22 protein-coding genes and 1 pseudogene are annotated in these 26,245 nt (G+C 72.2%); 15 read left to right on the top strand and 8 right to left on the bottom strand.

All coding sequences use genetic code 11. From position 1 onward, the window contains the following. Positions 1 to 181: 181 nt before the first annotated feature. Complete coding sequence (locus tag AF335_RS28395; RefSeq protein WP_102921299.1) at positions 182 to 883, bottom strand: FadR/GntR family transcriptional regulator; 702 nt, start codon at positions 881 to 883, stop codon at positions 182 to 184. A 138-nt stretch (positions 884 to 1,021) separates the two neighbouring features. Between AF335_RS28395 and AF335_RS28390 the strand changes: the two genes are divergently transcribed. Continuing rightward, the gene (locus tag AF335_RS28390; RefSeq protein ID WP_102921468.1) at positions 1,022 to 1,564 is read left to right on the top strand and encodes a gluconokinase; all 543 of its coding nucleotides are present in this window, start codon (positions 1,022 to 1,024) and stop codon (positions 1,562 to 1,564) included. Between the two features lie 32 nt (positions 1,565 to 1,596). Next, positions 1,597 to 2,994 carry a GntP family permease gene (locus AF335_RS28385; RefSeq protein WP_102921298.1) on the top strand — a complete coding sequence of 466 codons (1,398 nt, stop codon included), beginning with the start codon at positions 1,597 to 1,599 and terminating at the stop codon, positions 2,992 to 2,994. Positions 2,995 to 3,142: 148 nt separating this feature from the next. Here the strand turns inward: AF335_RS28385 and AF335_RS28380 are convergent, their stop codons facing one another. Further along, complete coding sequence (locus AF335_RS28380; RefSeq protein WP_244927192.1) at positions 3,143 to 4,693, bottom strand: FAD-dependent monooxygenase; 1,551 nt, start codon at positions 4,691 to 4,693, stop codon at positions 3,143 to 3,145. Positions 4,694 to 4,764: 71 nt separating this feature from the next. Here AF335_RS28380 and AF335_RS28375 point away from each other — a divergent pair, with 71 nt between their 5' ends. Continuing rightward, positions 4,765 to 5,514 (top strand): TetR/AcrR family transcriptional regulator C-terminal domain-containing protein, encoded by a 750-nt coding sequence (locus AF335_RS28375; RefSeq protein WP_102921296.1) that lies wholly within the window; start codon positions 4,765 to 4,767, stop codon positions 5,512 to 5,514. Positions 5,515 to 5,547: 33 nt separating this feature from the next. Here the strand turns inward: AF335_RS28375 and AF335_RS28370 are convergent, their stop codons facing one another. From AF335_RS28370 to AF335_RS28350, 3 genes are read right to left on the bottom strand one after another with little or no spacing between them, the layout of a single operon-like run. Then, positions 5,548 to 6,708 (bottom strand): acyltransferase family protein, encoded by a 1,161-nt coding sequence (locus tag AF335_RS28370; RefSeq protein WP_102921295.1) that lies wholly within the window; start codon positions 6,706 to 6,708, stop codon positions 5,548 to 5,550. Then, positions 6,705 to 8,282 carry an alpha-2,8-polysialyltransferase family protein gene (locus tag AF335_RS28355; RefSeq protein WP_228772897.1) on the bottom strand — a complete coding sequence of 526 codons (1,578 nt, stop codon included), beginning with the start codon at positions 8,280 to 8,282 and terminating at the stop codon, positions 6,705 to 6,707. Before AF335_RS28355 ends, AF335_RS28370 begins: the two co-directional genes overlap by 4 nt. Further along, complete coding sequence (locus AF335_RS28350) at positions 8,282 to 9,310, bottom strand: glycosyltransferase family 2 protein (protein ID WP_102921294.1); 1,029 nt, start codon at positions 9,308 to 9,310, stop codon at positions 8,282 to 8,284. Before AF335_RS28350 ends, AF335_RS28355 begins: the two co-directional genes overlap by 1 nt. 187 nt (positions 9,311 to 9,497) lie before the next feature. On the opposite strand from AF335_RS28350, the gene AF335_RS28345 reads away from it, so the two are divergent. From AF335_RS28345 to AF335_RS28290, 12 genes and pseudogenes are all read left to right on the top strand, one after another. Then, positions 9,498 to 10,865, top strand: a complete 1,368-nt coding sequence (locus AF335_RS28345; RefSeq protein ID WP_102921293.1) for a DUF6716 putative glycosyltransferase — start codon at positions 9,498 to 9,500, stop codon at positions 10,863 to 10,865. Between the two features lie 32 nt (positions 10,866 to 10,897). Next, a pseudogene (locus AF335_RS36750) lies at positions 10,898 to 11,284 on the top strand (acylneuraminate cytidylyltransferase family protein); the annotation flags it as partial. A 3-nt stretch (positions 11,285 to 11,287) separates the two neighbouring features. Continuing rightward, positions 11,288 to 12,511, top strand: coding sequence for an HAD hydrolase family protein (locus AF335_RS36020; protein WP_411158105.1), 1,224 nt, complete (start codon positions 11,288 to 11,290; stop codon positions 12,509 to 12,511). 72 nt (positions 12,512 to 12,583) lie between these two features. Then, positions 12,584 to 13,510, top strand: a complete 927-nt coding sequence (locus tag AF335_RS28330; protein ID WP_102921292.1) for an N-acetylneuraminate synthase family protein — start codon at positions 12,584 to 12,586, stop codon at positions 13,508 to 13,510. 425 nt (positions 13,511 to 13,935) lie between these two features. After that, complete coding sequence (locus AF335_RS28325; RefSeq protein ID WP_102921467.1) at positions 13,936 to 15,195, top strand: hypothetical protein; 1,260 nt, start codon at positions 13,936 to 13,938, stop codon at positions 15,193 to 15,195. A 65-nt stretch (positions 15,196 to 15,260) separates the two neighbouring features. Continuing rightward, complete coding sequence (locus AF335_RS28320) at positions 15,261 to 16,520, top strand: amidohydrolase (protein WP_102921291.1); 1,260 nt, start codon at positions 15,261 to 15,263, stop codon at positions 16,518 to 16,520. Positions 16,521 to 16,686: 166 nt separating this feature from the next. Next, the gene (locus tag AF335_RS28315; RefSeq protein ID WP_102921290.1) at positions 16,687 to 17,709 is read left to right on the top strand and encodes a BMP family lipoprotein; all 1,023 of its coding nucleotides are present in this window, start codon (positions 16,687 to 16,689) and stop codon (positions 17,707 to 17,709) included. A 247-nt stretch (positions 17,710 to 17,956) separates the two neighbouring features. Continuing rightward, on the top strand, positions 17,957 to 19,558 hold the full coding sequence (locus AF335_RS28310; RefSeq protein ID WP_102921289.1) for an ABC transporter ATP-binding protein: 1,602 nt from the start codon (positions 17,957 to 17,959) through the stop codon (positions 19,556 to 19,558). After that, positions 19,555 to 20,661, top strand: coding sequence for an ABC transporter permease (locus tag AF335_RS28305; RefSeq protein ID WP_102921288.1), 1,107 nt, complete (start codon positions 19,555 to 19,557; stop codon positions 20,659 to 20,661). Before AF335_RS28310 ends, AF335_RS28305 begins: the two co-directional genes overlap by 4 nt. After that, complete coding sequence (locus tag AF335_RS28300) at positions 20,658 to 21,944, top strand: ABC transporter permease (protein ID WP_244927191.1); 1,287 nt, start codon at positions 20,658 to 20,660, stop codon at positions 21,942 to 21,944. Before AF335_RS28305 ends, AF335_RS28300 begins: the two co-directional genes overlap by 4 nt. Then, entirely contained in the window at positions 21,941 to 22,336 is a 396-nt protein-coding gene (locus AF335_RS28295; protein WP_102921287.1) for a cytidine deaminase, read from the top strand. Before AF335_RS28300 ends, AF335_RS28295 begins: the two co-directional genes overlap by 4 nt. 102 nt (positions 22,337 to 22,438) lie before the next feature. Continuing rightward, entirely contained in the window at positions 22,439 to 23,716 is a 1,278-nt protein-coding gene (locus AF335_RS28290) for a thymidine phosphorylase (RefSeq protein WP_102921286.1), read from the top strand. A 76-nt stretch (positions 23,717 to 23,792) separates the two neighbouring features. Here the strand turns inward: AF335_RS28290 and AF335_RS28285 are convergent, their stop codons facing one another. From AF335_RS28285 to AF335_RS36745, 3 genes are all read right to left on the bottom strand, one after another. Beyond that, entirely contained in the window at positions 23,793 to 24,326 is a 534-nt protein-coding gene (locus AF335_RS28285) for a GNAT family N-acetyltransferase (RefSeq protein ID WP_102921285.1), read from the bottom strand. Between the two features lie 97 nt (positions 24,327 to 24,423). Next, a complete protein-coding gene (locus tag AF335_RS28280; protein WP_102921284.1) occupies positions 24,424 to 25,671 on the bottom strand; it encodes a serine hydrolase domain-containing protein in 1,248 nt (415 codons plus the stop codon). Between the two features lie 170 nt (positions 25,672 to 25,841). Next, entirely contained in the window at positions 25,842 to 26,222 is a 381-nt protein-coding gene (locus AF335_RS36745) for a DUF6255 family natural product biosynthesis protein (RefSeq protein ID WP_425329131.1), read from the bottom strand. Positions 26,223 to 26,245 lie beyond the last annotated feature (23 nt).

The raw sequence follows: 26,245 nt of genomic DNA, 5'->3' as shown, positions 1-26,245 counted from the left end.
CGGTCGTCCTCGTCCTCATGGCGATCCTCGTGGCGCATACCGCCAGGCTACGGATGAGCGTTCGACAACACGATGATTTTGTCGCTTATCTGATGTGCCGTGTCGCGGCCGTACCGCACCCGGTACGGCCCGCTGACGATTCCGCGACATCGGCCGGAGCGGCACCCGGCTTCCGGCGCGGCTACGGCGCCAGGATGTCCAGCTCCGCCATCGCCCCGGCCGTGATCTCCCGCGTCAGGGCCTCCGCCCGGGCCGCGTCCCGCTCGCGTACGGCCTCGGCGACCCGTACGTGCAGGGTGACGGCCGCCGGGTCCGGGTCGGTGAACATCACCTGGTGTTCGGTCCGGCCGGTCAGGACCTCGGCGACGACTTCCCCCAGGCGGGCGAACATCTCGTTGCCGGAGGCGCGCAGGATCACGCGGTGGAACGCGACGTCGTGCACCAGATAGCCGGCCAGCTGCTGGCCGCGCGAGGTGGCGACCATGCCGAGGGCGTGTTCCGTGAGCTCCGCGCACTGCTCCGGGGTGGCCAGCCGGGCGGCGAGCCCCGCCGCCACGGGTTCCACGGCCGAGCGCAGCACGGTCAGCGAGCGCAGCTGGCGCGGCCGGTCGGCCCCGGCCAGCCGCCAGCGGATCACCTGCGGGTCGTAGACGTTCCACTCCTCCGTGGGCAGCACCGTCACGCCGACCCGGCGCCGGGAGGAGACCAGGCGCATGGACTCCAGGACGCGGACCGCCTCGCGGATGACGGTGCGCGAGACGGCGAACCGCTCCTCCAGCTCGTCCGTCCGCAGGACCGTGCCCGGCCCGTACTCGCCTGCCGTGATCGCGGGCCCGAGGGACTCCAGCACGCGCGCGTGCAGCCCCTGCCCCTGGTTTTCCATGGGGTCAGCCTACGTTTCCCCGGCACCCCCAATTAAGTATGACTTTTAGGTCACGGGGTCTTGAATACGTCGTATCAATGAGCTTGAGTGAGCCGCATCGCCAATGGCGTCGAGGTCGACGAGGACAACGAGGTAGCGATGCAGGCCCCCCACGCCCCGAACACCCCCCACCCCCATGAGGCCGCCCCCCGCGTCGTGGCCGTCATGGGAGTGTCCGGCACGGGCAAGACCACCATCGGCCCCCTGGTGGCGGCGGCCCTCGGCGTTCCCTACGCCGAGGGCGACGACTTCCACCCGGCCGCCAACATCGCCAAGATGTCCTCGGGCACCCCGCTCGACGACGCCGACCGCGCCCCCTGGCTGGACGCCATCGGGGCCTGGGCGCACGGCCGCGCCGGGCTCGGCGGAGTCGTGAGCTGCTCCGCCCTCAAGCGCGCCTACCGCGACCGGCTCCGCGCCGCCGCCCCCGGCATCGTCTTCCTGCACCTCACCGGCGACCGCGAGCTGATCGCCGAGCGGATGGCCGCCCGCAAGGGGCACTTCATGACCGGACGGCTCCTGGACTCGCAGTTCGCGACCCTGGAACCGCTCGACGCGGACGAGGCGGGCGTCGCCGTTGACGTCACGCCCGGCCCCGAGGCCATCGCCGAACGGGCCACCACCGCCCTCCGGCGGCTCTAGCACCCTCCCCCCGACCCCCTTAGGAAGCCCCCGTGAGCACTCTCAGCGTCGAGATGCTGGCCGCGGCCCCCGCCGGACCGATCACCTCAGCGGGCCATGGCCAGCTGGGCATCGCGGTCCTCGTCGGCATCGCCGTCATCGTCCTCCTCATCACCCGCCTCAAGCTGCACGCCTTTCTGGCCCTGACCATCGGCTCCCTGGTGCTCGGCGCCGTCGCGGGCGCACCCCTGGACAAGGGCATCGCCAGCTTCACGACCGGCCTCGGCTCGACCGTCGCGGGCGTCGGCGTCCTCATCGCGCTCGGCTCGATCCTCGGCAAGCTGCTCGCCGACTCCGGCGGCGCCGACCAGATCGTGGACACCATCCTCGCCAAGGCCGGTACGCGCTCCATGCCCTGGGCGATGGTGCTGATCGCGGGCATCATCGGGCTCCCGCTCTTCTTCGAGGTCGGGATCGTGCTGCTGATCCCGGTGGTGCTGCTGGTCGCCAAGCGCGGCAACCACTCCCTGATGCGCATCGGCATCCCCGCCCTCGCCGGCCTCTCCGTGATGCACGGTCTGGTGCCCCCGCACCCCGGCCCGCTGGCCGCGATCGACGCCATCCACGCCAACCTCGGCGTGACCCTCGCGCTCGGCGTCCTCGTCGCCGTGCCGACCGCCGTCATCGCCGGGCCGCTGTTCTCCCGGCTCGCCGCGCGCTGGGTCGACATCGCCCCGCCCGAGAAGCTGATCCCCCAGCGGCCCTCCGAGGAGCTGGAGCGCCGCCCGAGTTTCGCGGTCACCGTGGGCACCGTGCTGCTGCCGGTCGTGCTCATGCTCGCCAAGGCGCTCGTCGACGTCGTCGTGGACGACCCCAAGAACCACGTCCAGCGGGTGGCCGATGTGGTCGGCTCTCCGCTGATAGCGCTGCTCGCCGCCGTCCTCGTCGGCCTGGTCACCCTCGGCCGGGCCGCCGGGTTCGGCCGCGACCGGCTGGCCACGACCGTGGAGAAGTCGCTGGTGCCGATCGCCGGCATCCTGCTGATCGTCGGCGCGGGCGGTGGCTTCAAGCAGACCCTCATCGACGTGGGCGTCGGCCGGATGATCATGGATATCTCCGAGGACTGGTCGGTCTCGGCCCTGCTGCTGGCCTGGCTGATCGCCGTCGGCATCCGGCTCGCGACCGGCTCCGCGACCGTCGCCACGATCTCGGCGGCCGGTCTTGTGGCGCCGCTCGCGGCCGATATGAGTACGACGCACTCGGCGCTGCTGGTGCTGGCCGTCGGGGCCGGGTCGCTGTTCTTCAGCCATGTGAACGACGCGGGGTTCTGGATGGTGAAGGAGTACTTCGGGATGAGCGTCGGGCAGACGGTCAAGACGTGGTCTCTGATGGAGACGGTGATCTCTGTGGTGTCGCTGGGGTTTGTGATGTTGCTGTCGCTGGTGCTTTAGCCGTGACCGGGGGTGGGCGGGGCCGCTGCGTGGGGCTTTGTCCCCGCCCCGCCCCTTCCCGAACCGGGGCTCCGCCCCTGGGCCCCCTTCCGCGCTTCGCGCGGTGGCCTCAAACGCCGGCCGGGCTGAAATCAGCCCGGCCGGCGTCTCAGCCTGCCGCCACTGCCCCTGCATACTCCGCCACATCCCCCGCCTCATCCGTCGCCAGCCCCACATACCCGTCCGGCCGGATCAGGAACAGCCCCGAGCCGTACGCCGACTTCGCGTGGCCGCCCGTGTCGTGCAGGTCCGCGTGCGGGCCGCCCACGCGGTACGTGCGGAGCCACGGCAGGTCCGGAACGGTCGGCGGGGCCGACTCGCCCGTGAGGTCCAGCAGGGTGAAGTGCGGGCCCCGGAAGGCGTCGAAGAGCCGGACCGGGGCGCCCGAGGCGTCCACGCACGGGGCGTCGGGCGCGCGGTCGCCCGCCCGCAGGGCTCCCTCCGGGACGCCCCGGCGCAGCTCCCGGGTGAGCGGGCCCTCCCGGTAGTTCAGGTCCAGCTGCAGGGTCTCCGGGCCCCGGCGGTACAGGCCGTCCTCCGCGTGCGCCCGGTCGGCGGCGTGCACGCTCGTGCTCAGCCCCAGCACATCGGCCGCGACGCGCACCCGCTCCGCGTCATAGCTGTCCAGCAGCGCTTCGGGCGCGCCGTGCCGCAGCACCGCGCCCAGCTTCCAGCCCAGGTTGTACGCGTCCTGGACGCTGGTGTTCAGCCCCTGGCCGCCCGCCGGGGAGTGGATGTGCGCCGCGTCCCCCGCGAGGAACACCCGGGCCGTGCGGAACCTCTCGGCCATCGCCGCCCGCGCGCGGTACACCGACGCCCACGTCACCTCGCCCACCCGGAGCCCCGGCAGCCCCGTGCGCCGCTCCAGGAGGGCGAGCAGGGCCTCGGGCGTGGCGTCGCGCGCGACCTCCGGCTCGTACGTCACGTCCTCGTACCCGGCGATGACCTGGAACGTCTCCGCCCCCTCCAGCGGCCGCACGGCCAGCATCCCGCCCTCCGCCTTCGGCCACATGTGCCAGTGCCCGCGGGCGACGCCCTCCAGCATCACGTCGGCGATCAGCACCGGGCGCGGGTCGACCGGCTCGCCGGTGAAGGGGACGCCGAGCGCCTTGCGCACCGTGCTGCGCCCGCCGTCCGCCGCGACCAGATACTCCGCCCGCACGGTCTCCTCGGAGCCGTCCGAGCGCCGCAGCGTCGCCGTGACCCCGTCCGCGTCCTGGCCGAACCCGGTCATCTCGGTGCCGAAGTCCACCTCGCCGCCCAGCTCTTCCAGCCGGCCGTACAGCACCTCGACCGTGCGCCACTGCGGCAGCATCAGCAGCTCGGGGTAGGGCGTGGCCGGGCCGGGCTCCGCGCGGTGGACGAGATCCCGCTCGCGGACGCGCTCCGGGCCGTCCCAGATCTGGACCGGCGGGCACGGCCCGCCCGCCTCCTGGAGCGCGGCCACCGCCCCCAGATCGTCCAGCACCTCCAGGGTGCGGGGCTGGATGCCCGTGCCGCGCGAGCCGGGGAAGCCGCGCTCGGAGCGCTCGACGACGCGGTGGCGGATGCCGCGCCGCGCGAGGTCGATGGCGAGGACGAGGCCGGTGGGGCCGGCGCCGGCGATGAGGACCTCGACGCCCGCCGCGCCGTCCACGGCAGGAGAAACGAAAGTGTCCACGAGCCACACTCCTTAACGTTGTTAAGTTCGCTCTGCCCCCAGCGTGAACTGAACACCGTTAAGCTGTCAAGGTGGCAACTCGAATCGACCGCGCCCTGGTGGCGGACACCGCCCTGCGCCTGCTGAACGAAGTGGGCCTGGAGGGCCTGACCCTGCGCCGGATCGCCAAGGAGCTGAACGTCCAGGCGCCCGCGCTCTACTGGCACTTCAAGAACAAGCAGGAGCTGCTGGACGAGGTGGCGACGGAGATGTTCCGCCGCATGTCCGTCCCCGTCCCCGCGGCCGAGGGCACCACCTGGCAGGAGTACATGGCGACGGCCACCCGCGAGGTGCGCCGCTTCCTGCTGGGCTACCGCGACGGCGCGAAGGTCTTCAGCGGCACCCGCTTCACCGACACCGGCTACGCCACCCCGCTGGAGGAGATGCTCCGCTTCTGCGTCGACGCCGGGTTCACCCCGCGTGCCGCCGCCCGCGCCTGGTTCACCGTGAACACGTACACCGTCGGGTACGTCATAGAGGAGCAGTCCGTCTTCCCCGCGCCCGAGGGCGAGCGCGATCCGGCCTACGGACTGGACGACCGCGCCCGCAGGCTGGCGGGCCACCCGCTCACGACCGAGGCCGGCTGGGAGTTCTTCGAAGACCTCGACACGGGCTATGAGGACGGGTTGCGCGCCGTCATCGCCGGCATCGAGGTCACTCTGCTGCCGGGCGGAGGGCACGCCCCGGCCCCGGAGTATGCCGCGGCCCCGGAGCGCGCCGCAGCCCCGGAGCAGGAATCGGCCCCGGGGCACCACCCCGCCCCGGGGCCCGGCGAGAAGTGACCCGCCCCGCGGCGGGTCGCGGCGGTACGAGCGCTACCCGCTCCGCATCCCCTCCAGCGACCGCCTCAGCCGCGGCGTCAGCCGCCGCTCCACCTGCCGGTGCAGCAGCCACGCCAGCCCCAGCATCAGCGCGATCGTCAGCGGGAACGTCACGGCCGACGGGATCCCCAGGCTCCGGTGCAGCCCGCCGATCACCACCCAGCCCAGGTGCTCGTGCACCAGGTAGAAGGGGTACGTCAGCGCGCCCGCGACCGTCAGCCAGCGCCAGTTCGCCCAGCGCAGCTTCCCCATGGCGATGAGCGCCACGGCCGCGTAACCGGCGGCGACCACGGCGACGATGACGTACTGCGAGCGGTAGGAGAAGTACTGCGCGCCCGGCGGGTGCCACAGGCCGGCCACCGCGTAGTGCTGCCCCACCAGGAAGCTCACCACCACGATGCCCCAGGACAGCGCCTCGTGGCCGAAGCGGTGGACCAGATAGAGACCGATGCCGCCGATGAAGTACGAGGAGTACTCCGGCATCACCACCACCCGCAGGAACTCCACGTGCGAGGCGGTCGTCACCACCGTCGCCAGGGTCCACACGGCGCAGAAGAGCACCACCCGGCGGCGGGTCGCGCCCGGCAGGACGACGAAGAGCGCGAAGAGCGCGTAGAACCGCAGCTCCGCCCAGAGGGTCCAGCACACGCCGAGTACCCGCTGGGCGCCGACCGGCTGCTGAAGCATCGTCAGGTTCACCAGGGTGTCGCTGAAGGACACCGTCCGGTACGTCACCCAGGGCAGCGCGAAGGCCAGCGTGACGAGCGCGATGGCCGCCCAGTAAGCGGGGTAGAGGCGGGCCGCGCGCGAGGCGACGAAGGAGCGCAGCGGACGCCCCCAGCCGCTCATGCAGATCACGAAGCCGCTGATGACGAAGAAGATCTCCACCCCGAGGCAGCCGTAGGCGAAGGCCCCGGAGAGCGTGGGGAATTCACGTCTCGGCGAGGCGCCCCACGCCTGGCCGATCTCGCCGCCCCGGCCGCCGTAGTGGTACAGCGCCACCATCAGGGCGGCGATCAGCCGCAGCCCGTCCAGCGCGCGCAGCCGCCCGCCGGAACCCTTCCCGCCGCCTGCCCCGACGGGAGCCTCGGCCGGTACGGCCGGGGGAAGGGGGGCGGGCGGGGCGGTGGGGCCGGACACGGGAGGTGCGGTCATGTGGTCACCTTCGTCTTCGCCGGTGTCGTCGGTTTCACCGGCTGCCCCTGCTTGCCCGCTCTCCCGGCCAGCCGCCGCCGCACGGCGCGGGCCCGGCGGGCCGCCTTCCGGACGGTCGGATTGCGGGGGAGGAAGGCGAGGGGTGAGGGAAGCGCCCCGGGGAGGGCGAGGGCGGTGAGGCGCCGGCGCTTGAAGTAGCGGCGGGTACGGTCATTGAGGTGGGCCGCCAGATAGCGCTCGGCGGCCGGTCGCAGGGACGGCAGGACCTGCGGCTGCATCGCGAATCCGACGGCGGCCAGCAGCCCGGCGAGCTCCTCACCGGCCGGACCGCGCGTCTCCGGCTCCCCGGCCGTCTCCGCGTCCTCTGCCGACACAGGCCCACTGCCGGACCCGCCCGAACCGCCGGCCCTGCCCACCCCACCGGACCCGCCCGAACCGCCGGCCCTGCCCACCCCACCGGACCCGCCCGAACCGCCGACCCTGCCGGACTCACCGAACCCGCCAGACCCACCGGTCCCACCGTCCTCCAGGCCCGGCAGCAGCGCGTCCACGAGCGTCACCGGCACCCGGTTGCTGTTCTGGTACGGGCTGAGCCGCTCCAGCAGCAGGTCGGTCCCCGTCCGGGCGACCCGCAGCCCGTAGAAGGCGCGGGCCGTGAGCAACGCCGTCGAGAAGCAGCCGACGACCAGCGCCGGCCGGATCCGCTGGTAGACCACCTCGGCCAGCACGGGCGTGTCCAGCACCGTCAGGTCCGCGCCGAGCCGGCCGGCCTCCTCCTCCAGCGCCCGCGACCAGCGGGCCGGCGCCGCCGGGTGCGGCTTGAAGACCAGCGTGCGATGGCCGCGCGCGACCGCGCCTCGCAGCATCCGTACGTGCAGCCGCTCCTCCTCCTCGGGCGTGAGGATGTCCAGCGCGGACAAGTACTGCCCGAGCAGCAGCGCCGCGCCCTCGGGGGCGGCCACCGGCGGTGTGGCGCCGGCGAGCTCGGTCAGCACCTTGGTGAACGCCTCGGTCGGTACGAGCTCCGCCGGCACCCCGAACTCGCCGAGCAGCAACGGTCGCAGCCCCGGCACCAGGTCCAGGTGGAGCAGTCGCCGCACCCGTGTGCCGACCAGCGGATCGAGCTTGTTCCGCGTCGGTCCGTAGCTCATCAGCCCGTCGGCGTAGACCTCCAGGGGCGCGTCCGGGAAGCACAGCGCGACCGCGTGCGCCGGGCTGACCTGGAGGGATTCCACGATCAGCTCGACCGGCCCGGAGCCGAGCCCCCAGAGCAGCCGCAGATGCCGCTCCCACAGCGGCGCGTCGTCCGGGCGGGGCGACCAGCCGCTCGGGTGGAAGGGGCTGATCGTCTCGTTCCAGGAGAGGACCTCGTCGAAGCGGGTGCGCAGCGACGCGAAGCCGGGCGCCTCGTCGAGGGCGGGCGTGGTCTCCGGGACCGCGGCGGTGTTGGCGACGAGCAGCAGCCGGCGGTCGGCGGGGGAGAAGCACCCCGTGTCCAGCGCGGCGGCGAGCGTCGCGGCGCCGTAGAGCGTCGACGCCAGGAAGATCTGGGTGCGGGTGCCGTCCCCGGACATCAGGCGGCCCCGCTCTCGCGCCCGGCGATGGCGGGCCCGGTGGCCACGGGCCCGGTGGCCGAGGATCCGAAGGAGGGCCTGCGGCGGAGTCTGCGCAGCCGGGCCGCGCGGTCGTGATCCATGGAATTCAACGCGTCCTTGAGCGATTCCGGTGGCATCCGCCGCAGTGCGGACGCACTCATCGAACGCAGTGTGCGAGCCACCGCGGGTTCGAATCTTTCGATGGCGGAGAGATGGTGGGAAATGATCGCGCAATATGTGCGCACGGCCTTGGGAAGAAGGGCGTCCGCATCCTTGTCCCGCGCGGTTTCCTCGACCACCTGATCGAACGCGCGAATGAAATCGAGTTGGCGTACGTCGCCGATCTGGGTGAGCGAAGTGGCCACCCCGCGCCGGTAGAAGATTCCGAGCGACCCGGTCACGGCGAACGTCCGCGCCTCGCGGTGCAGCCGCCAGATCCACGGCCGGTCCTCGGCGGTGCGCAGCCCGTCCGTGAAGTGCAGCAGGCCCTCGTCCAGCAGCCTCCGGTGGTAGATCCCGGCCCACGCGTAGGGGTAGTCGACGGACGTGGACCGCTCGGCGGGGAGGATCGCGCTCCGCGGGTCGAGCACCACCCCGCGCCGCCCCTCCGGCGCCCGGTGCACGGTCCGGGCGCGGCCGGTGCACTGCACGTGGTCGGTACGGACGAAGTCGACCGCCAACTCCTCGATCACGCCGAGCAGTCGTCCGTAGTGGCCGGGTGCCAGCCAGTCGTCACCGTCGAGGAAGGTGACGTACTCGCCGCGCGCCGTGTCCAGCCCGGTGTTGCGGGCCGTGGCGAGACCGCCGTTCGCCGCGTGGCGCAGGACCACGGCGCCCGGCAGTTCGCGCCCGGCGCGCTCCAGCAGCGCCGGAGTGCCGTCGGTCGAACAGTCGTCCACGAGAATGAATTCGAAATCCTCTCGCGCGTTCGCACGCAGACTTCTCAGCGTGTCGGGCGCGAAAGTCTGCACATTGAAGAACGGCACGATGACGGAGAGCTTGACCACTCCGGTGACCTTAGGCGGCCCGCCGGCATTCCCCCTGACGGAGAGCGGAAGGGGAGGTGAACGAAGCGCGGCGGAACAATGAACCGGGCGGTGCGACAGGCCGATTCGCCGATCGTCGGTGAGCTGTTTACCGGTTGTTGTACTCACGTTGGGCAACGAATCGGAATGGATTCCTATCGTCGGCGATGTGCCCTCACGTACTGACCGTTCGTCGCCCTCGCCGCCGCGGATCGCCGTGCTCGCCGATTCCGACACCAGGTGGAAATGGGGCGCGCTCACGGCGCACCGCCTCGCCCCGGGCGCCGGTCTCGACGGCCTGCTGCTGAGGGGGCGCGCGACCCCGACCGGCCGCCAGCTGGCCGAGGTCGGTGTGCGGGCGGAGACCCTCCGCGAGGTCACGGCCGCCGAGTTCGTCGGCTCCGCCGACCGGACCCGGTACGACATCGTGGTCCTGGCCTGCGTCGGCGGCGCCGTCCAGGCCGTACTGCACGGCCTCGCTCACGCCTGGGGGGCCGGGCCCGTCCGTCCCGTCGTCGTCACCGGCTACGTCGGCGTCGTCTACGAGAAGCTCGCCGACGGCCTCCTCCTGCGCCACGGCGCCGACCTCGTCCTCGCCAACTCGCCCGACGACGCCGACCGGTTCCGCGCCGTGTACGAGGGCGCGGGCGCGTCCGCCGACTCCGTCACGGAATGGGCACTGCCCTTTCTCGGCGACCCGGACGAGACCCGTGCGAACACGGAGAAGTCCGGTGACGGAAGCGACGCGAGCGCCGAACCCCGGCCGTTCACCGTCGTGTTCGCCGCCCAGCCCTCCGTGCCCGAGCGCCGCGAGGACCGCGCGTACCTCCTGCGCCGCGCGGCCCAGCACGCCCGGCTGCACCCCGGGCGGGACGTCCTCATCAAGCTCCGCAGCAAGCCCGGAGAGCACACCACACACATCGAGGAACTCCCGTACCAGAAGCTGGCCGGCCGGCTGCCGGGCGGGCTGCCCCCCAACTGCCGCCTGGTCTACGGGCACATGGGCGAGGTCCTCGCCCGTACGGACCTGCTGGTGACGGTCAGCTCCACCGCCGCCCTGGAGTCCCTCCACCGGGGCGTCCCGACCGTCATCCTCACCGACCTCGGCATCCGCGAGGCCCTCGGCAACCACCACTTCCTCGGCTCCGGCTGCCTCGCCTCCTGGGACCAGCTCGACGCCGGGCTGCTCCCGGAGCCCGACCCGCTCTGGAGCGCCCGGCAGGGCGTCGCCGCCGCCGGGCCGTACGCCCACGGCACCGCCTTCGCCGCCGCGCGCCGGCGCGTCACCGAACTCGTCGCGCGCCCCGCGCTTCCCCCGCTCGCCCCCTACTACACGGCCGCCACCGCACCCGGCTACCTCCCCGCCGTCCTCGCCCGTCACGGCCTCGACCCCACGGGCCGTCCCCTCCCCGGCCGGAGCCGGGGGACCGGCGAGCCCAGCGCCCTGCGGCGGGCGGTCCGCGAGGCCGCGCGCGGCGCCTACCGCCACGGCGTCCAGCGCGTCGCCCCCGTCATCCGCCGCCTGGGAGAGCTGTGAGCAGCACCGCCGAACGCACCGAAGGAGCACCCATGGCCGCCCCGGCCGCCCCAGCCGACCCCGCAGAGCGCCCCACGGCCGTCCTGGCCGTCATCCCCGCCCGCGGCGGGTCGAAGGGCGTCCCCGCCAAGAACCTCGCCGCGGTCGGCGGTGTGCCCCTCGTCGCCCGCGCCGTGCGCGAGTGCCGCGCGGCACGCCTGGTCAGCGATGTCGTCGTCTCCACCGACGACCCCGGCATCGCGGCCACCGCGCGCGGCGCCGGAGCCGTCGTCGTCCAGCGGCCGGGCGCCCTCGCGGGCGACACGGCCACCAGCGAGGCGGCGGTGCTGCACGCGATGGACGCCTACGAGGCGATGTCCGGCGCCCGGGTCACCACCGTGCTCCTGGTGCAGTGCACCAGCCCCTTCCTCACCAGCGCGGACATCGACGGCGTCGCCGCCGCGGTCGTCGAACAAGGGGCCGACACGGCCCTGACCGTGGCCCCCTTCCACGGCTTCGTCTGGCGGGCGGAGGAGGACTTCGGCACCGAGGACGCCTCCGTATCCGCCCCCCTATCCGCCTCCGGGGAGCCGCGCGGGCACCGGGGCGCGCGGGCGCCGGAGGGGGGCCCGGGGCCGCTCGGCGACGAGGCCCCCGCCGTCGCGGCCGAGGGATCCGCCGTCGCGGCCGTCGGCCGCGAGGCGGTGCACGCTCCGTCCGGACCGGGCTCCCCGGCCGCCGGTCCGGGCGGGCCGACCGGCCCACGCACCGTGGGCGCCGCGCTGCCCGCGCAACTGTCGCCCCGCCGGACGGTCCGTGCCGGAGGTACGGCCGGTCGCGAGGGTGTGCAGGCCGGTCATGACGGAGGTACGGCCGGTCGCGCGCCCGCCACGCTCCCGCCCGCGCACGACGCCCCCACCGTCGCCCGGAGCCGTCCGGGCGGCGGCCGTGGTGTCAACCACGACAAGTCCCACCGGCCCCGCCGCCAGGACCGCCCCCAGGACCTGCTGGAGACCGGCGCCGCCTACGCGATGCGCGCCGACGGGTTCCGCGCCGCCCGGCACCGCTTCTTCGGCCGCACCGAGCTCGTACGGACCGACGCCGCCCGCGTCCTGGAGGTCGACGACCCGCACGACCTCGCCCGGGCCCGCGCCCTCGCGCCCCTGTTCGACGGACCGGCCACGGGCGCCGTCCCCACCCGGGCCGACGTCGACGCCGTCGTCATGGACTTCGACGGCACCCAGACCGACGACCGGGTCCTCATCGACGCCGACGGCCGCGAGTTCGTCGCCGTGCACCGGGGCGACGGGCTCGGCGTCGCCGCCCTGCGCCGGGCCGGTCTCGTGCTGCTGATCCTCTCCACCGAGACCAACCCCGTCGTCGCCGCCCGGGGCCGCAAGCTCCAGGTCCCCGTGCTGCACGGCGTCGACCGCAAGGACCTGGCGCTCAAGAGATGGTGCGAGGAGCACGGCCTCGCCCCCGACCGCGTCCTCTACGTCGGCAACGACGTCAACGACCTGCCCTGCTTCGACCTCGTCGGCTGGCCCGTCGCCGTCGCGAGCGCCCACGACGTCGTACGCGGAGCCGCCCGCTCCGTGACCACCGCGCCGGGCGGCGACGGCGCCCTCAGAGAGATCGCCTCCTGGCTGCTCGGCCCCTCCCTCTGAGCCCCCTCTGAGCCTCCACCACGAGGGCCCCACCTCTCCACACCGCTCACCGCGACCTAAGGAACACCCCATATGAGCCCCGCCCTGCGCACCCGCCCCCTCGGTCACAAGACCGCCGGCCCCGGCCACCCCGTCTACATCACCGGTGAGATCGGCATCAACCACAACGGCGACCTCGACAAGGCGCTCGCCCTCATCGACGCCGCCGCCGACGCGGGCTGCGACGCCGTGAAGTTCCAGAAGCGCACCCCCGAGATCTGCACCCCCCGTGACCAGTGGGACATCGAGCGCGACACGCCGTGGGGCCGGATGACCTACATCGACTACCGCCACCGGGTGGAATTCGGCGAGGACGAGTACCGGAGCATCGACGCGTACTGCCAGGAGCGCGGCATCGCCTGGTTCGCCTCGCCCTGGGACACCGAGGCCGTCGCCTTCCTGGAGAAGTTCGACGTCCCGGCCCACAAGGTCGCCTCCGCCTCGCTCACCGACGACGAACTGCTCCGCGCCCTGCGCGCCACCGGCCGTACCGTCATCCTCTCGACCGGCATGTCGACGCCCCAGCAGATCCGGCACGCCGTCGAGGTGCTCGGCAGCGAGAACATCCTGCTCTGTCACGCCACCTCCACGTACCCCGCCAAGGCCGCCGAGCTCAATCTCCGGGTGATCAACACCCTCCAGGCGGAGTACCCCAACGTCCCGATCGGCTACTCCGGCCATGAGACGGGCCTGCAGACCACCCTCGCCGCCGTCGCCCTCGGCGCCACCTTCGTCGAGCGGCACATCACCCTCGACCGCGCCATGTGGGGCTCCGACCAGGCCGCCTCCGTCGAGCCCGGCGGGCTCCAGCGCCTGGTCCGCGACATCCGGGTGGTCGAGGAGTCGCTGGGCGACGGCGTGAAGAAGGTCTACGAGAGCGAGCTCGGCCCGATGCGCAAGCTGCGCCGGGTCCCGGGCGTCGTCGCCCAGGCCGGCCACCGCGAACCCGCAACGGTGTGACGGGCACCCCCGTGGCACCACCGGAAGGTCCCTCACAGAGCGAGCCGCCCCCCGGCGCCGGGCCCTCCCCGGAGCCACCGCGATCCGGGCTCTCCCCGGAGGAGCCACCGCGATCCGGGCCGTCTCCCGACGTCCCGCGGCGGGACGGGCTCTTCTCCGAGGAGCCTGACGCGCCACGGCGGGACGGGCTTCCCCCGGACGAGCCGCCGCGAGGCGTCACGTCACGGGAGGAGCCGCCCTTCGACGCCCCGCGGCCGGGCGATCCCCCGTCCGAGGTCCCGTCCCCGGGCGATTCCCCGTCCGAGGTCCCGTCCCCGGTCGGTCCCTCCTCCGAGGTCCCGTCCCCAAGCGATCCCCCCTCCGAGGCGCCGCCCCCGGACAGCCCCCCGTCCGAAGGCCCCCCGCCCGCCACCGCCGCCCACTCCCTGGCGTTCGTCGAGAGCCCCGTCCAGCTCCTCAACGTCCTCGAATGGGCGTACGCCACCGGCCGTTCGGGCTCGTCCGCCCCCGCTCCGCCGCACGCCCCGAAGCCCCTGCGCGCCGGCGTGCCCCGGCAACCGGACGGCCGGACTGACAGCCGGACTGACGGCCGGACGGCCGGCGGACCGGCCGGGGAGCCGGGGGCACCGGCGGCCGGTGGCCGGGAAGATCCGCCCGCCCCGGTGACGCCCCCCGACACCGGCCTCGTGATCGTCGTGCTCGCCCCGCACGACCCCATGACGCGCGGTCAGCTCCGCCGGATGGCCGAACTCGCCCGTGACCACGGCCACCGGCTGCGCTGGGAGGAGGCCCGGGGCGGGCCGGGCGCGCCGCTGCGGACCGTCGCCGGGCTCGCGGGCCCGCTGCGCCGGGCCCGCCGCATCGTGATCGGGGACCCGTTCTCCCGCTATGTGCAGCTGCTGCTGCCGCTCACCCGCGCCCGCGAGCTCGTGGTCGTCGACGACGGCACCGCCACCATGGAGTTCGTCTCCCAACTGGCCCGGGGGGAGCGCCTCGTACGGTGGCACCGGCGTGGCAGCCGAGGGGCGCGCGATCTGGCTTTCGCGCCGGTATCCGCTTCAACGCGCCGTCGCCTGACGCCGAACGCCCGCCGGAGCGTGACGGTGTTCACCGCGATGCCGGTCGAGGCCCCGCCCGGAGTGGATGTCGTCCGCAATGACTTCGCCTGGACCCGTGCGGCCTTCGGCCCGCCGAGGCTCACCCGGGGCACCGACCTCGTCGGCACCTCGCTGGTCGAGACGGGCGTGGTGGATCCCGAGCGCTATCTGGCGGCGGTGGCCGGGCTGGCCCGGGCCTACGGCGCCACCCGCTACTTCGCCCACCGCCGCGAGAGCACCGAGAAACTGCACCGCATCGCGTCCGGCCTGGGCCTGGAGGTCGTCCGCCCCGAGCTGCCCCTGGAGCTGATCGCCCGCCGTGGGCCCATAGGGCGCACGGTCCTGAGCTTCCCCTCGACGGTGGTGCACACGCTGCCGCTGGCGCTCGCCGGTACGGGTGTGACGGTCGCGGTCTGCGACATCGATCCGGTGTGGCTGACGGAGCGGGCCTCGCCCCGGGCGGAGGGCTTCCTCTCCGAGGTGACGGATACCGCCTCGGATGTACGGCGGCTTCCGGCCATGCCGCTGAGCGCCCCCTCGGCCGTAAATACTGGTCATACCCCTCAAGCGACCCATCCATGCGGCTGAACTTTTCTTGATCTGGGGGCAGTTGCCGGGTCGGGGGCTTTACCCTTCAGTGCGTGAACCATCTGATGCCTTTGGACGCCGAACCCGACACTGCCGACGGTGAGCTCCCCGGAGAGCTCCCCTCCGTACTGCGCGCCGAACTCATCGCGTTCCGCCGGGACTTGCACATGCACCCCGAGCTGGGAAACCGTGAGTTCCGCACCACCGCGGCGGTCAAAGCGAGGCTGGAGAAGGCGGGGCTCACCCCCCGCACCCTCTCCACCGGCACCGGGCTCTTCTGCGACATCGGCCGGGACACCGCGCGCGAGACGGCCGGCCGGGTCGCCGGGCAGCACGGCACCGCGGCCCGGGGCGTCCTCGCCCTCCGCGCGGACCTCGACGCGCTGCCCATCCCGGACACCAAGACGGTTCCGTACCGCTCGACCGTCCCCAGAATGGCCCACGCCTGCGGCCACGACGTGCACACCACCGTCGTCCTCGGCGCCGGTCTGGTCCTCGCCCGGCTGGCCGAGCAGGGCCTGCTGCCCCGCCCGGTCCGGCTGATCTTCCAGCCCGCCGAGGAGGTGCTGCCCGGCGGCGCGCTCGACGCCATCGAGTGCGGGGCGCTGGACGGCGTGGGCCGGATCCTCGCGGTGCACTGCGACCCCAAGGTCGAGGTCGGCCGGCTCGGGCTGAAGCACGGCCCGATCACCTCCGCCTGCGACCGGCTGGAGGTCTCCCTGGACGGCCCCGGCGGCCACACCGCGCGCCCGCACTTCACCACCGACCTGGTGACGGCGGCGGCCCGGGTGGCCACCGACGTGCCGGCGGTGCTGGCCCGCCGGGTCGACGCCCGCTCGGGGATGTCCGTCACCTGGGGCCGGATGGAGACGGGCCACGCCCCCAACGTCATCCCGCAGCACGCCGAGCTCTCCGGCACCGTCCGCTGCCTGGACCTGCACGCCTGGCGGGACGCGCCCGACCTGGTGCACGCCGCGATCGACGAGATCGCCACGCTGCACGGCGCGAAGTCGGAGATCAACTACGTCCGGGGCGTCCCCCCGGTGGTCAACGACCCGGAGGTCACCGAGCTGCTCCGGAGCGCCATGACGGCGCGGCGCGGCGCGGACTCGGTCGAGGACACCGAGCAGAGCCTCGGCGGGGAGGACTTCTCCTGGTACCTGGAGCATGTGCCCGGCGCGATGGCCCGGCTCGGGGTGCGCCCGGTGGGCGACAACACCCGGCGTGACCTGCACTCCGGCGATTTCGACGTGGACGAGGGGGCCATCCGGGCCGGTGTGGAGCTCTTCACGGCGGCCGCGCTGCTGGACGCCCGGTCTGTGTAGCTGACACCTACACAGACGGCATGGCCAATCCGGACGCATTCGGGTCAAGGATGGTTCGCGACGATCCGATAACGGCTTCGAACTACCCCTTTTCTCTCCATCTACGCGCGTTACGATTCCCGCGAACCAGCGCCGACGGAGGCGCTTCGAGTGAAGGGGCCCCTTCGTGCGCCGGGTATCCACAATCACTGTCGCGGGTGTCGCCACCGCGGCCCTCGCATTCACCCTCACCGCTTGTGGTGAGTCCTCCACCGAGTCCGGTGGCGCCAAGGGCGTCGGTCTGGCGTTCGACGTCGGCGGCCGTGACGACCACTCCTTCAACGAGTCCGCCGCCCGTGGTGTCGACAAGGCCAAGGCCGACCTCGGCGTCAAGGCCAAGCTCCTCACCGCCAAGAACGGCGAGACCGAGGCCGAGCGCGAGCAGCGCCTGAGCTCCCTCGCCGACGCGGGCCACAACCCCGTCATCGGCGTCGGCTTCAACTACTCGAAGTCGATCGAGAAGGTCGCCAAGGAATACCCGAAGGTCACCTTCGGCGTGGTCGATTCCGTTGCCAAGGGCGACAATGTGCTCAGCATGACGTTCGGCGAGCACGAGGGTTCGTACCTCGCCGGTGTCGCCGCCGCGCTGAAGTCCAAGACCCACAAGGTCGCCTTCATCGGCGGTGTGAACAACGCCCTGATCCAGAAATTCCAGGCCGGTTTCGAGCAGGGCGCAAAGGCCGCCGACCCGAAGGTCGAGGTCCGCTCGGACTACCTCTCCAACAGCGACAAGGGCTTCAACGACCCGGCGGCCGCCAAGGAGAAGGCCAAGGGCATGCTCGACTCGGACTTCGACGTGATCTACACCGCGGCCGGTCTCTCCGGCAACGGCTCGATCGAGGCCGTGGCCGCCAAGAAGGGCGCCTGGGCGATCGGCGTCGACTCCGACCAGTACCAGCAGCCGGGCCTGGCGAAGTACAAGGACTCCATCCTCACCTCGGTCGTGAAGAACGTGGACGTCGCGGTCTTCGACCTCATCAAGAGCGTCAAGGACGGTAAGCCGCTCACCGGCCAGCGTCAGTACCTGCTGAAGGACGGCGGCGTCTCGCTGGCCACCTCGGGCGGTCACATCGACGACATCAAGGCCCAGATCGAGGAAGCCAAGAAGAAGATCGTGGACGGTCAGGTCAAGGTCAAGATCGCCCCGTGATCCCGGGCCGGCCTCGGCCGGCACCGGCCGGTCCCTGACCGGCCTCGCACGACCACGGGCCCGGTACCGGGGGAGCTTCCTCCGCCGCCGGGCCCGTAACTGCGAGCCAACGCTACGCGCGTAGCACAGCGTTGACGCGTGTAGCGTCGCCCCCGCCCGATCCGGGCAAGCCCCGTCCGGGCACAGCCGGTCCCCGCCCGGCTCGCCCCGGTCTTCCTCCCGCTCCCTTCCCCGAGGAGAGTGCGCCATCAAAGCGTCCAGCAGTACCGCCCCCGCAGTAGAACTCGCGGGCATCACCAAGCGGTTCCCGGGCGTCGTGGCCAACCACGACATCCACCTGACCGTCCGCCGCGGCTCCGTCCACGCCCTCTGCGGTGAGAACGGCGCCGGCAAGTCGACCCTGATGAAGATCCTCTACGGCATGCAGAAGCCGGACGAGGGCACCATCACGCTCGACGGTGAGCAGGTCACCCTGCACACCCCCGGCGACGCCATCGCGCGCGGCATCGGCATGGTGCACCAGCACTTCATGCTCGCCGACAACCTGACCGTCCTGGAGAACGTCGTCCTCGGCGCCGAGAAGCTCCACGGCATCGGCGGCAAGGCCCGCGCGAAGATCAAGGAGATCTCCGACGCCTACGGCCTCGGGGTCCGCCCCGACGCCCTGGTCGAGGACCTCGGTGTCGCCGACCGCCAGCGCGTGGAGATCCTCAAGGTCCTCTACCGCGGCGCCCGCACCCTGATCCTCGACGAGCCCACCGCCGTCCTGGTCCCGCAGGAGGTCGACGCGCTGTTCGACAACCTCCGCGAGCTCAAGGCCGAGGGCCTGACGGTCATCTTCATCTCGCACAAGCTCGGGGAGGTGCTCTCCGTCGCCGACGACATCACCGTCATCCGGCGCGGCACCACCGTCGGCACCGCGGTGCCGAGCGAGACCACCCCCAAGCAGCTCGCCGAGCTGATGGTCGGCAGCGAGCTGCCCTCGCCCGAGACCCGTGAGTCGACGGTCACCGACACGCCGATGCTGACCGTCGAGGGCCTTGAGCTCTCCGCCACCGACCCGGACGGCGTGGTGCGCGCGGTGCTCGACGGCATCTCGCTGACCATCCACAAGGGCGAGGTCCTCGGCATCGCCGGGGTGGAGGGCAACGGCCAGGCCGAGCTCGTCGAGGCCATCATGGGCATGCGGGACCCCGACGCGGGCACCGTCACCCTCGACGGCGCCGACATCAGCCACGCGCCGACCCGCAAGCGGCGTGAGGACGGCATCGGCTACATCCCCGAGGACCGCCACCGCCACGGCCTCCTCCTGGAGGCGCCGCTGTGGGAGAACCGCATCCTCGGCCACGTCACGGAGAAGCCCAACAGCAGGAAGGGCTTCCTCGACCCCAAGGCGGCGCGCGCCGACACCGAGCGGATCGTGCGGGAGTACGACGTCCGCACGCCCGGCATCGAGGTCACCGCGGCCTCCCTGTCCGGCGGCAACCAGCAGAAGCTGATCGTCGGCCGTGAGATGAGCCACCTGCCCAAGCTGCTGATCGCCGCGCACCCCACCCGGGGCGTGGACGTCGGCGCGCAGGCGCAGATCTGGGACCAGATCCGCGAGGCGCGCCGGGAGGGCCTGGCGGTGCTGCTGATCTCCGCCGACCTGGACGAGCTGATCGGGCTCTCCGACAACCTGCGGGTGATGTTCCGCGGCCGCCTGGTCGCCGACGCCGACCCCGCCACCATCACCCCCGAGGAGTTGGGCTCGGCCATGACCGGCGCCGCCACCGGCCACCTTGAGCACGTCGAGGAACCGGCCGACGAGGAGCAGGAAGCACCGCGGGAAGGGGGCGACTCCGAGTGAAGAAGCTGGACAAGAACAAGCTGATCCTGGGCATCGCCGCGCCGCTGCTGGCGATCGTGGCCGCCGTCGCGATCACCTCGATCATCATCGCGGCCACCGGCAAGGACCCGTTCCACGCCTACCAGGTCATGATCGACTTCGGGTCGAAGGCCGACTCCCAGGTCTGGATCATCAACAAGGCGACCCCGTACTACCTGTCCGCGCTGGCCGTCGCCATCGGCTTCCGGATGAACCTCTTCAACATCGGCGTCGACGGCCAGTACCGCATCGCGGCCTTCTTCGCCGCGGTCGTCGGTGGCGCGCTGACGCTGCCGGGCATCATCCAGATCCCGGTCATCATCATCGTCGCGATGATCGTGGGCGCGATCTGGGCGGGCATCGCCGGTCTGCTGAAGACCACCCGGGGCGTCAGCGAGGTGATCAGCACCATCATGCTGAACTCCATCGGCGCCGCGGTGATCGCCTACTTCCTCCAGGACGGGCGCCTCGCGGAGAAGGAGGGCAACCTGATCCACACGCCCTACCTGCCCGACTCGGCGCACTTCTTCGAGATCCCGACCACGCCCAAGCCGATCTACGGCTTCGTCGTGATCGCCGCCCTCGCCGGCGTCGTCTACTGGTTCGTCCTGAACCGCTCCCGCTTCGGCTTCGACCTGCGCACCGTGGGTCAGTCCGAGTCGGCCGCCCAGGCCAGCGGTGTGAACGTCAAGCGCATGGTGGTCACCTCGATGGTGCTCTCCGGCGCCATGGCGGGCCTCGTCGGCATGCCGACCCTGCTCGGCGTCTCGTACAACTACGGCACCGACTTCCCCACCGGCATCGGCTTCACCGGCATCGCCATCGCGCTGCTCGGCCGTAACCACCCCATCGGCATGGCGCTCGGCGCCCTCTTCTGGAGCTTCCTGGAGCGCACCGGCACCCAGCTGGAGTTCGAGGGCTACGCCCAGGAGATGGTCGGCGTGATCCAGGGCGTCATCGTCCTCTGCGTGGTCATCGCCTACGAGATCGTCCGCCGCTACGGCCTCAAGGCCCAGCAGCGGAAGGTCGGCGAGGAGCTCGCCGCCCAGGCCCGTAAGAGCGACAAGGCGGAGGTATCCGCGTGAGTACGACCTTCACCGCCGCGGTCTCCGACGCGCTCAGCGGCAAGAACAAGCCGGGACGGCGCAAGCTGTCCTACCCCGTGGTCCTGATGATCATCGCGGGTGGGCTGCTGCTGCTCGCCGCCCTGCGCGAGATCACCAGCACCGGTGACCTGACCTCCTCCGGTCAGTTCGGCGGCGCGCTCGCCGCCGCCGTGCCGATCGGCCTCGCCGGCCTCGGCGGCCTGTGGGCCGAGCGCGCGGGCGTCGTCAACATCGGCCTTGAGGGCATGATGATGCTCGGCACCTTCTGCGCCGGCTGGATCGGCTGGCAGCACGGCCCCTGGGCCGCGGCGCTGGCCGGCGTCGTCGGCGGCGCGATCGGCGGCCTGGTGCACGCCTTCGCCACCGTCACCTTCGGTGTCGACCACATCATCTCCGGTGTGGCCATCAACATCCTGGCCCTCGGCATGACGCAGTACCTCGCCAAGCTGTGGTTCGGCGCGGAGGGCAGCGCGGCCCAGCAGGCGGGCGGCAACGACAAGCAGTCGCCGGTCATGTCGGACATGCCGTCCTTCTCCATCCCCGGCCTCTCCGACTGGCTCGGTGACATCGAGAAGCACCACTGGTTCTTCGTCTCCGACCTCGCCGGCATCATCGGCGGCCTGGTCACCGACGTGTCCTGGCTGACGATCGTCGCGGCCCTGCTGTTCGTGGGCACGTTCTTCGTGCTCTGGCGCTCCTCCTTCGGCCTCCGCCTGCGCTCCTGCGGCGAGAGCCCGGTGGCCGCCGAGTCCCTCGGCGTCAACGTCTACACGTACAAGTACGCGGCCGTGGTCGTCTCCGGCGCCATGGCGGGCCTCGGTGGCGCGTTCCTCGCCATCGGCACCCATATGTACTCCGACGGCCAGACCGGTGGCCGCGGCTACATCGGTCTCGCCACGATGATCTCCGGCAACTGGCGGCCGGGCGGCGTCGCGATGAGCGCCGGCCTGTTCGGCTTCATGGACAGCCTCCAGCTGCGCGCCGGCGGCCCCGTCGTCCACGCGCTGCTGCTGCTCATCGCCGTGCTGCTGGTCGGCTTCGCCGCCTGGAAGCTGAAGACCGGCAAGGTGCCCGGGGCGATCGTCGCGGGGGCCTTCGCCGCCGCGCTGGTCCTCTGGTACGTGCTGACCGACACCGTTCCGCTGGAGCTCGTCAACGCCACCCCGTACGTGGTGACGCTGCTGGTCCTGTGCTTCTCCGCGCAGCGCCTGAGGATGCCCAAGGCCAACGGAAAGCCCTACCGGAAGGGTCAAGGAAAGTGACTTCTCCCTTCGACTGGGAGGACCTGCGGACGCAGGCCCGGGACGCGATGTCCCGGGCCTACGCCCCGTACTCCGATTTCCCCGTCGGCGCGGCGGCCCTCGTGGACGACGGCCGCGTCGTCACCGGCTGCAATGTCGAGAACGCCGCGTACGGGGTCGCCCTGTGCGCCGAGTGCGGAATGATTTCCGCGCTGTTCTCCTCCGGCGGCGGCCGGCTCACCGCATTCACGTGTTGCGACCGCAACGGCAATGTCCTGATGCCGTGCGGCCGCTGCCGCCAGCTGCTCTGGGAGCACGGCGGCCCGGAACTCGCCGTCGACACGGCGAGCGGAGTCCGCCCGCTGGCGGAACTCCTGCCGGATGCGTTTGGGCCTGCCGACCTCAATCGTTAAAGATGTCCTCAAGCGCCGGAGGGGTTGTGGAAAACACCCCCTCCGGGTCACTTTCCGGCCCCGGGAAGACTGAGGACGCACGAACTTAAGGAAAATGTGCTGATGGACGCCATTTCCGTAATCCGCGCGAAGCGCGACCGCGCTCGGCTGACCGACGAGCAGATCGACTGGGTCATCGACGCGTACACGCGCGGCGAGGTCGCCGACGAGCAGATGTCCTCGCTCGCCATGGCGATCCTGCTCAACGGCATGGACCGCGCGGAGATCGCCCGCTGGACCGCCGCCATGATCAAGTCCGGCGAGCGCATGGACTTCTCGTCCCTGCCCATGCCGACCTCGGACAAGCACTCCACCGGCGGCGTCGGCGACAAGATCACCCTCCCGCTGGCCCCGCTCGTCGCCGCCTGCGGCGCGGCCGTGCCGCAGCTCTCCGGCCGGGGTCTCGGCCACACGGGTGGCACGCTCGACAAGCTGGAGTCCATCCCGGGCTGGCGCGCCCTCCTCTCGAACGACGAGATGATGGACGTCCTGCGCAACGTCGGCTCCGTCATCTGCGCGGCGGGCGACGGCCTCGCCCCGGCGGACAAGAAGCTCTACGCGCTCCGCGACGTCACCGGCACGGTCGAGGCGATCCCGCTGATCGCCTCGTCCATCATGTCGAAGAAGATCGCCGAGGGTACGGGCTCCCTGGTCCTGGACGTGAAGGTCGGCTCCGGCGCCTTTATGAAGAACATCGAGGACGCCCGTGAGCTGGCCTCCACGATGGTCGGCCTCGGCACGGACCACGGCGTCAAGACCGTCGCCCTGCTGACCGACATGTCGACCCCGCTGGGCCTCACCGCGGGCAACGCCCTGGAGGTCCGCGAGTCGGTGGAGGTCCTGGCGGGCGGCGGCCCGGCGGACGTCGTCGAGCTGACCCTGGCCCTGGCCCGCGAGATGCTCACGGCGGCCGGCCTGCCCGACGCGGACCCGGAGAAGGCCCTGCGCGACGGCTCCGCCATGGACCACTGGCGCCGCATGATCCAGGCCCAGGGCGGCGACCCGGACGCGGCGCTGCCGGTGGCCCGGGAGCAGCACGTCGTGACGGCCTCGGCCTCCGGCGTCCTCACCAAGCTCGACGCGTACGCCGTCGGCGTCTCCGCCTGGCGCCTGGGCGCCGGCCGCGCGCGCAAGGAGGACCCGGTGCAGTTCGGCGCGGGCATCGAGATGCACGCCAAGCCGGGCGACAAGGTCACCGCGGGCCAGCCGCTGATGACGCTCCACACGGACACCCCGGAGAAGTACGACTACGCCCTGGCGGCGCTGGAGGGCGGCGTGGAGATCGCCCCCGAGGGCACGTCGTTCACGGCGAACCCGATCGTGCTGGACCGTATCGCCTGATCTTCCTGGCGATCTTCCTGGTGAAGGGACGGGCCCGGCGGAGTCTTCCGCCGGGCCCGTCCGCGTTCCCGCGGCTTTACGCCTGGTACTCGGTGAGATCGATGGCGTGCACCGTCATCGGGAAGTCGTGCACGGGGTGGGTCGTCTCGCGCTCCGGCGCCATGCCGAGCTTGCGGGCGACGTTCTCGGACGCCTCGTCGCCGGTCCGGATGACGGCGACGACCCGGTCGAGGCCGCGGTCCGTGAGCGCGAAATCCAGCACGGCCTGCGCGGCCTCCGACGCGTACCCCTGGCCCCAGAACTGGGCGCCGAGCCGCCAGCCGATCGCCACGTCGGGCAGCTCCTCCGGGGAGAACTCCGACCAGGACAGGCCCGTGCAGCCGATGAGCTCGCCCGAGCCCAGCAGCTCGACGGCGAAGATCCCGAAGCCCTCGTCGTCCCACTCCTCCTCCCACCGCTCGACGGCCTCGGCGGTGGTGTCGGCGTCGATCACCGAGCCGTCATCGACCCACTGCATGACGCGGGGGTCCGCGTTGATGTCCGCCATGAAGGGGACGTCGTCTTCGTGCCAGCGCCGGAGGAGGAGGCGGGGGGTGTGGATCTCGGTCATACGGTCCATCCTGCGCGACGGCGGGGCCCGGGCGGTAATCGGTGGCCGCCGGGGGCCGTGTGTCGGACGCGGCTGGGGCGCGACCGGGTGCGACGGGTCACTTGATCTTGCACAGGACGTCGTCGACGAGCTTGTCGGTACGGGTGTCCCGGTCGTCCGTGGCGAGGTTGGTGGAGCGCATCACGACGACGCCCCGCCTGCCCTTGTCGACGAAGCCGTTGACGTTCACGTGGCCGAGGGTGGTCCCGCTGTGGCCCCAGTAGGAGCCGCCGCAGCTGAGCGGGGTCCGGAAGATGCCGAGCCCCGCCTCGCTGGGCACCGTCGCGTGCTCCTCGGGCGCCGGCACGGTCGTCAGCATCTGCGTCAGCTGCGCGGGCTTGAGCAGCCTGCCGCCCAGCAGGGCCTGCCAGAAGCGCGTGAGGTCGTTCGAGGTCGTGACGAGGTCGCCCGCGGCGCCGGCCCAGGACATGCTCAGCTCGGTGCTGTCGATTAGCGGGCCCCCGGGCTTGAACTGCTGGTAGGCGCGGGCGGACGGCTGGGGGAGTCCGATGCGGTCGCCCGTGGAGAAGGTGTGGGTGAGGCCGAGCGGTTTGATCACGCGGTCGCGGACCTCCTCGCTCCAGCGGTGGCCCGTCGCCTTCTCGATGATCATCCCGGCGAGGATGTAGCCGGTGCTGGAGTAGCTCCAGCCCTTGCCCGGCTCGAAGAGGGGCTTCTGCCGCAGGGCCAGGTCGACGAGGTCGCGTGGCGCGTAGTCGTCGAAGCGGTGCTTCTCGAAGTCCTCCTCCTCAAGGATGTGCAGGCTCTCGTCGTAGTCGGGCAGACCACTGGTGTGCTGGAGCAGCTGCCGCACGGTGATCCGCCTGCCGTCGTTGCCGTTGGCGTCGACGACCCCGGGCAGCCAGCGGTCGACGGTGTCGTCGAGCCGGACCTTGTCCTCACCGACGAGTTGCAGCATGACGGTGGCGACGAAGGTCTTGGTGTTGCTGCCTATCCGGAAGTAGCCCTGGGCGGGCATCGGCCGGTCCGTGCCGCGCTCGGCGGTGCCGGCGGTCATGGAGACCCGGCCGGCCCGGTCGGTGAGGGTGGCCTGCGCGCCCACGACGCCGTCCTTGTGGACGATGTCGTCGAGACCGCGCTGGAGGTCGGCGTAGACGCGGCCGGAACCGTGGCGGGAACCGTGGCCGGAGGCGCGGGCTTCCGGCTGGGCGGCCCATGCGGTGGAGAGGGGCACCGCCAGGGTCGCCGCCGCGACGGCCGTCGCGACGGCGCCGAGGGCGGCTCTACGACGGGCGGGGGAGGGGCGTCGGCGGGCTCCGGGTGCGGGGGTTCGTACGAAGGTCATGGCGATGCCTCACGTCGAAGGGTGCAACACACTTGCGGGTGCGGGGAGTTATGGTTCCGGCGGCCGGAACTCCCGGCCGCCCCGTGATCATTGACCCATGGGAGTGAGGCGCGTGGCCATGGCGATGGCCTCCGCGTGGAGGTGGTGGCAGCGCCGCCCTGTTCGGGGGGCTAGCCCCCCGGGCGAGAGGCTTGAGGGCCTGGGGCCAGTGCTGTTCTCGAACGTCCCGGTGGTCGGCGGCTCCCGGTTATTAGGAGAGGGGATGCGCTGTCTTCAGCAGTGGTGCGGCAGGGCGAACCTGGCCCGGGTGTATGGGGTGAGCGCCAGGGGGGGGCCGACCCGAACCCCCGGGAGTCGAGTACCGCCCGTGAGATGTTGAGGGCCGCCGCCCGATCCGTGGCGCGGCGGTCCGGGGCGGCCGGGGTGACGGCGTGCGGCAGGCCGGACGGGCGTACCGCGCCGTATTCCGTGAACCGGCGGACGCCGCAGTTGTCGCAGCGGGACTCGCCTCCGTGGTGCGTCCAGCCCCCGTGGTGGAGGCAGTTGTTCACGATACGCCCGGGCGCGTAGCCGA

The sequence above is a fragment of the Streptomyces eurocidicus genome, from assembly GCF_002891295.1.
GTDB classification, from domain to species: Bacteria; Actinomycetota; Actinomycetes; order Streptomycetales; family Streptomycetaceae; genus Streptomyces; species Streptomyces eurocidicus.
The sequence above is the reverse complement of the archived record's forward strand: the minus strand, read 5'-3'. Positions and strand labels throughout refer to the sequence as shown.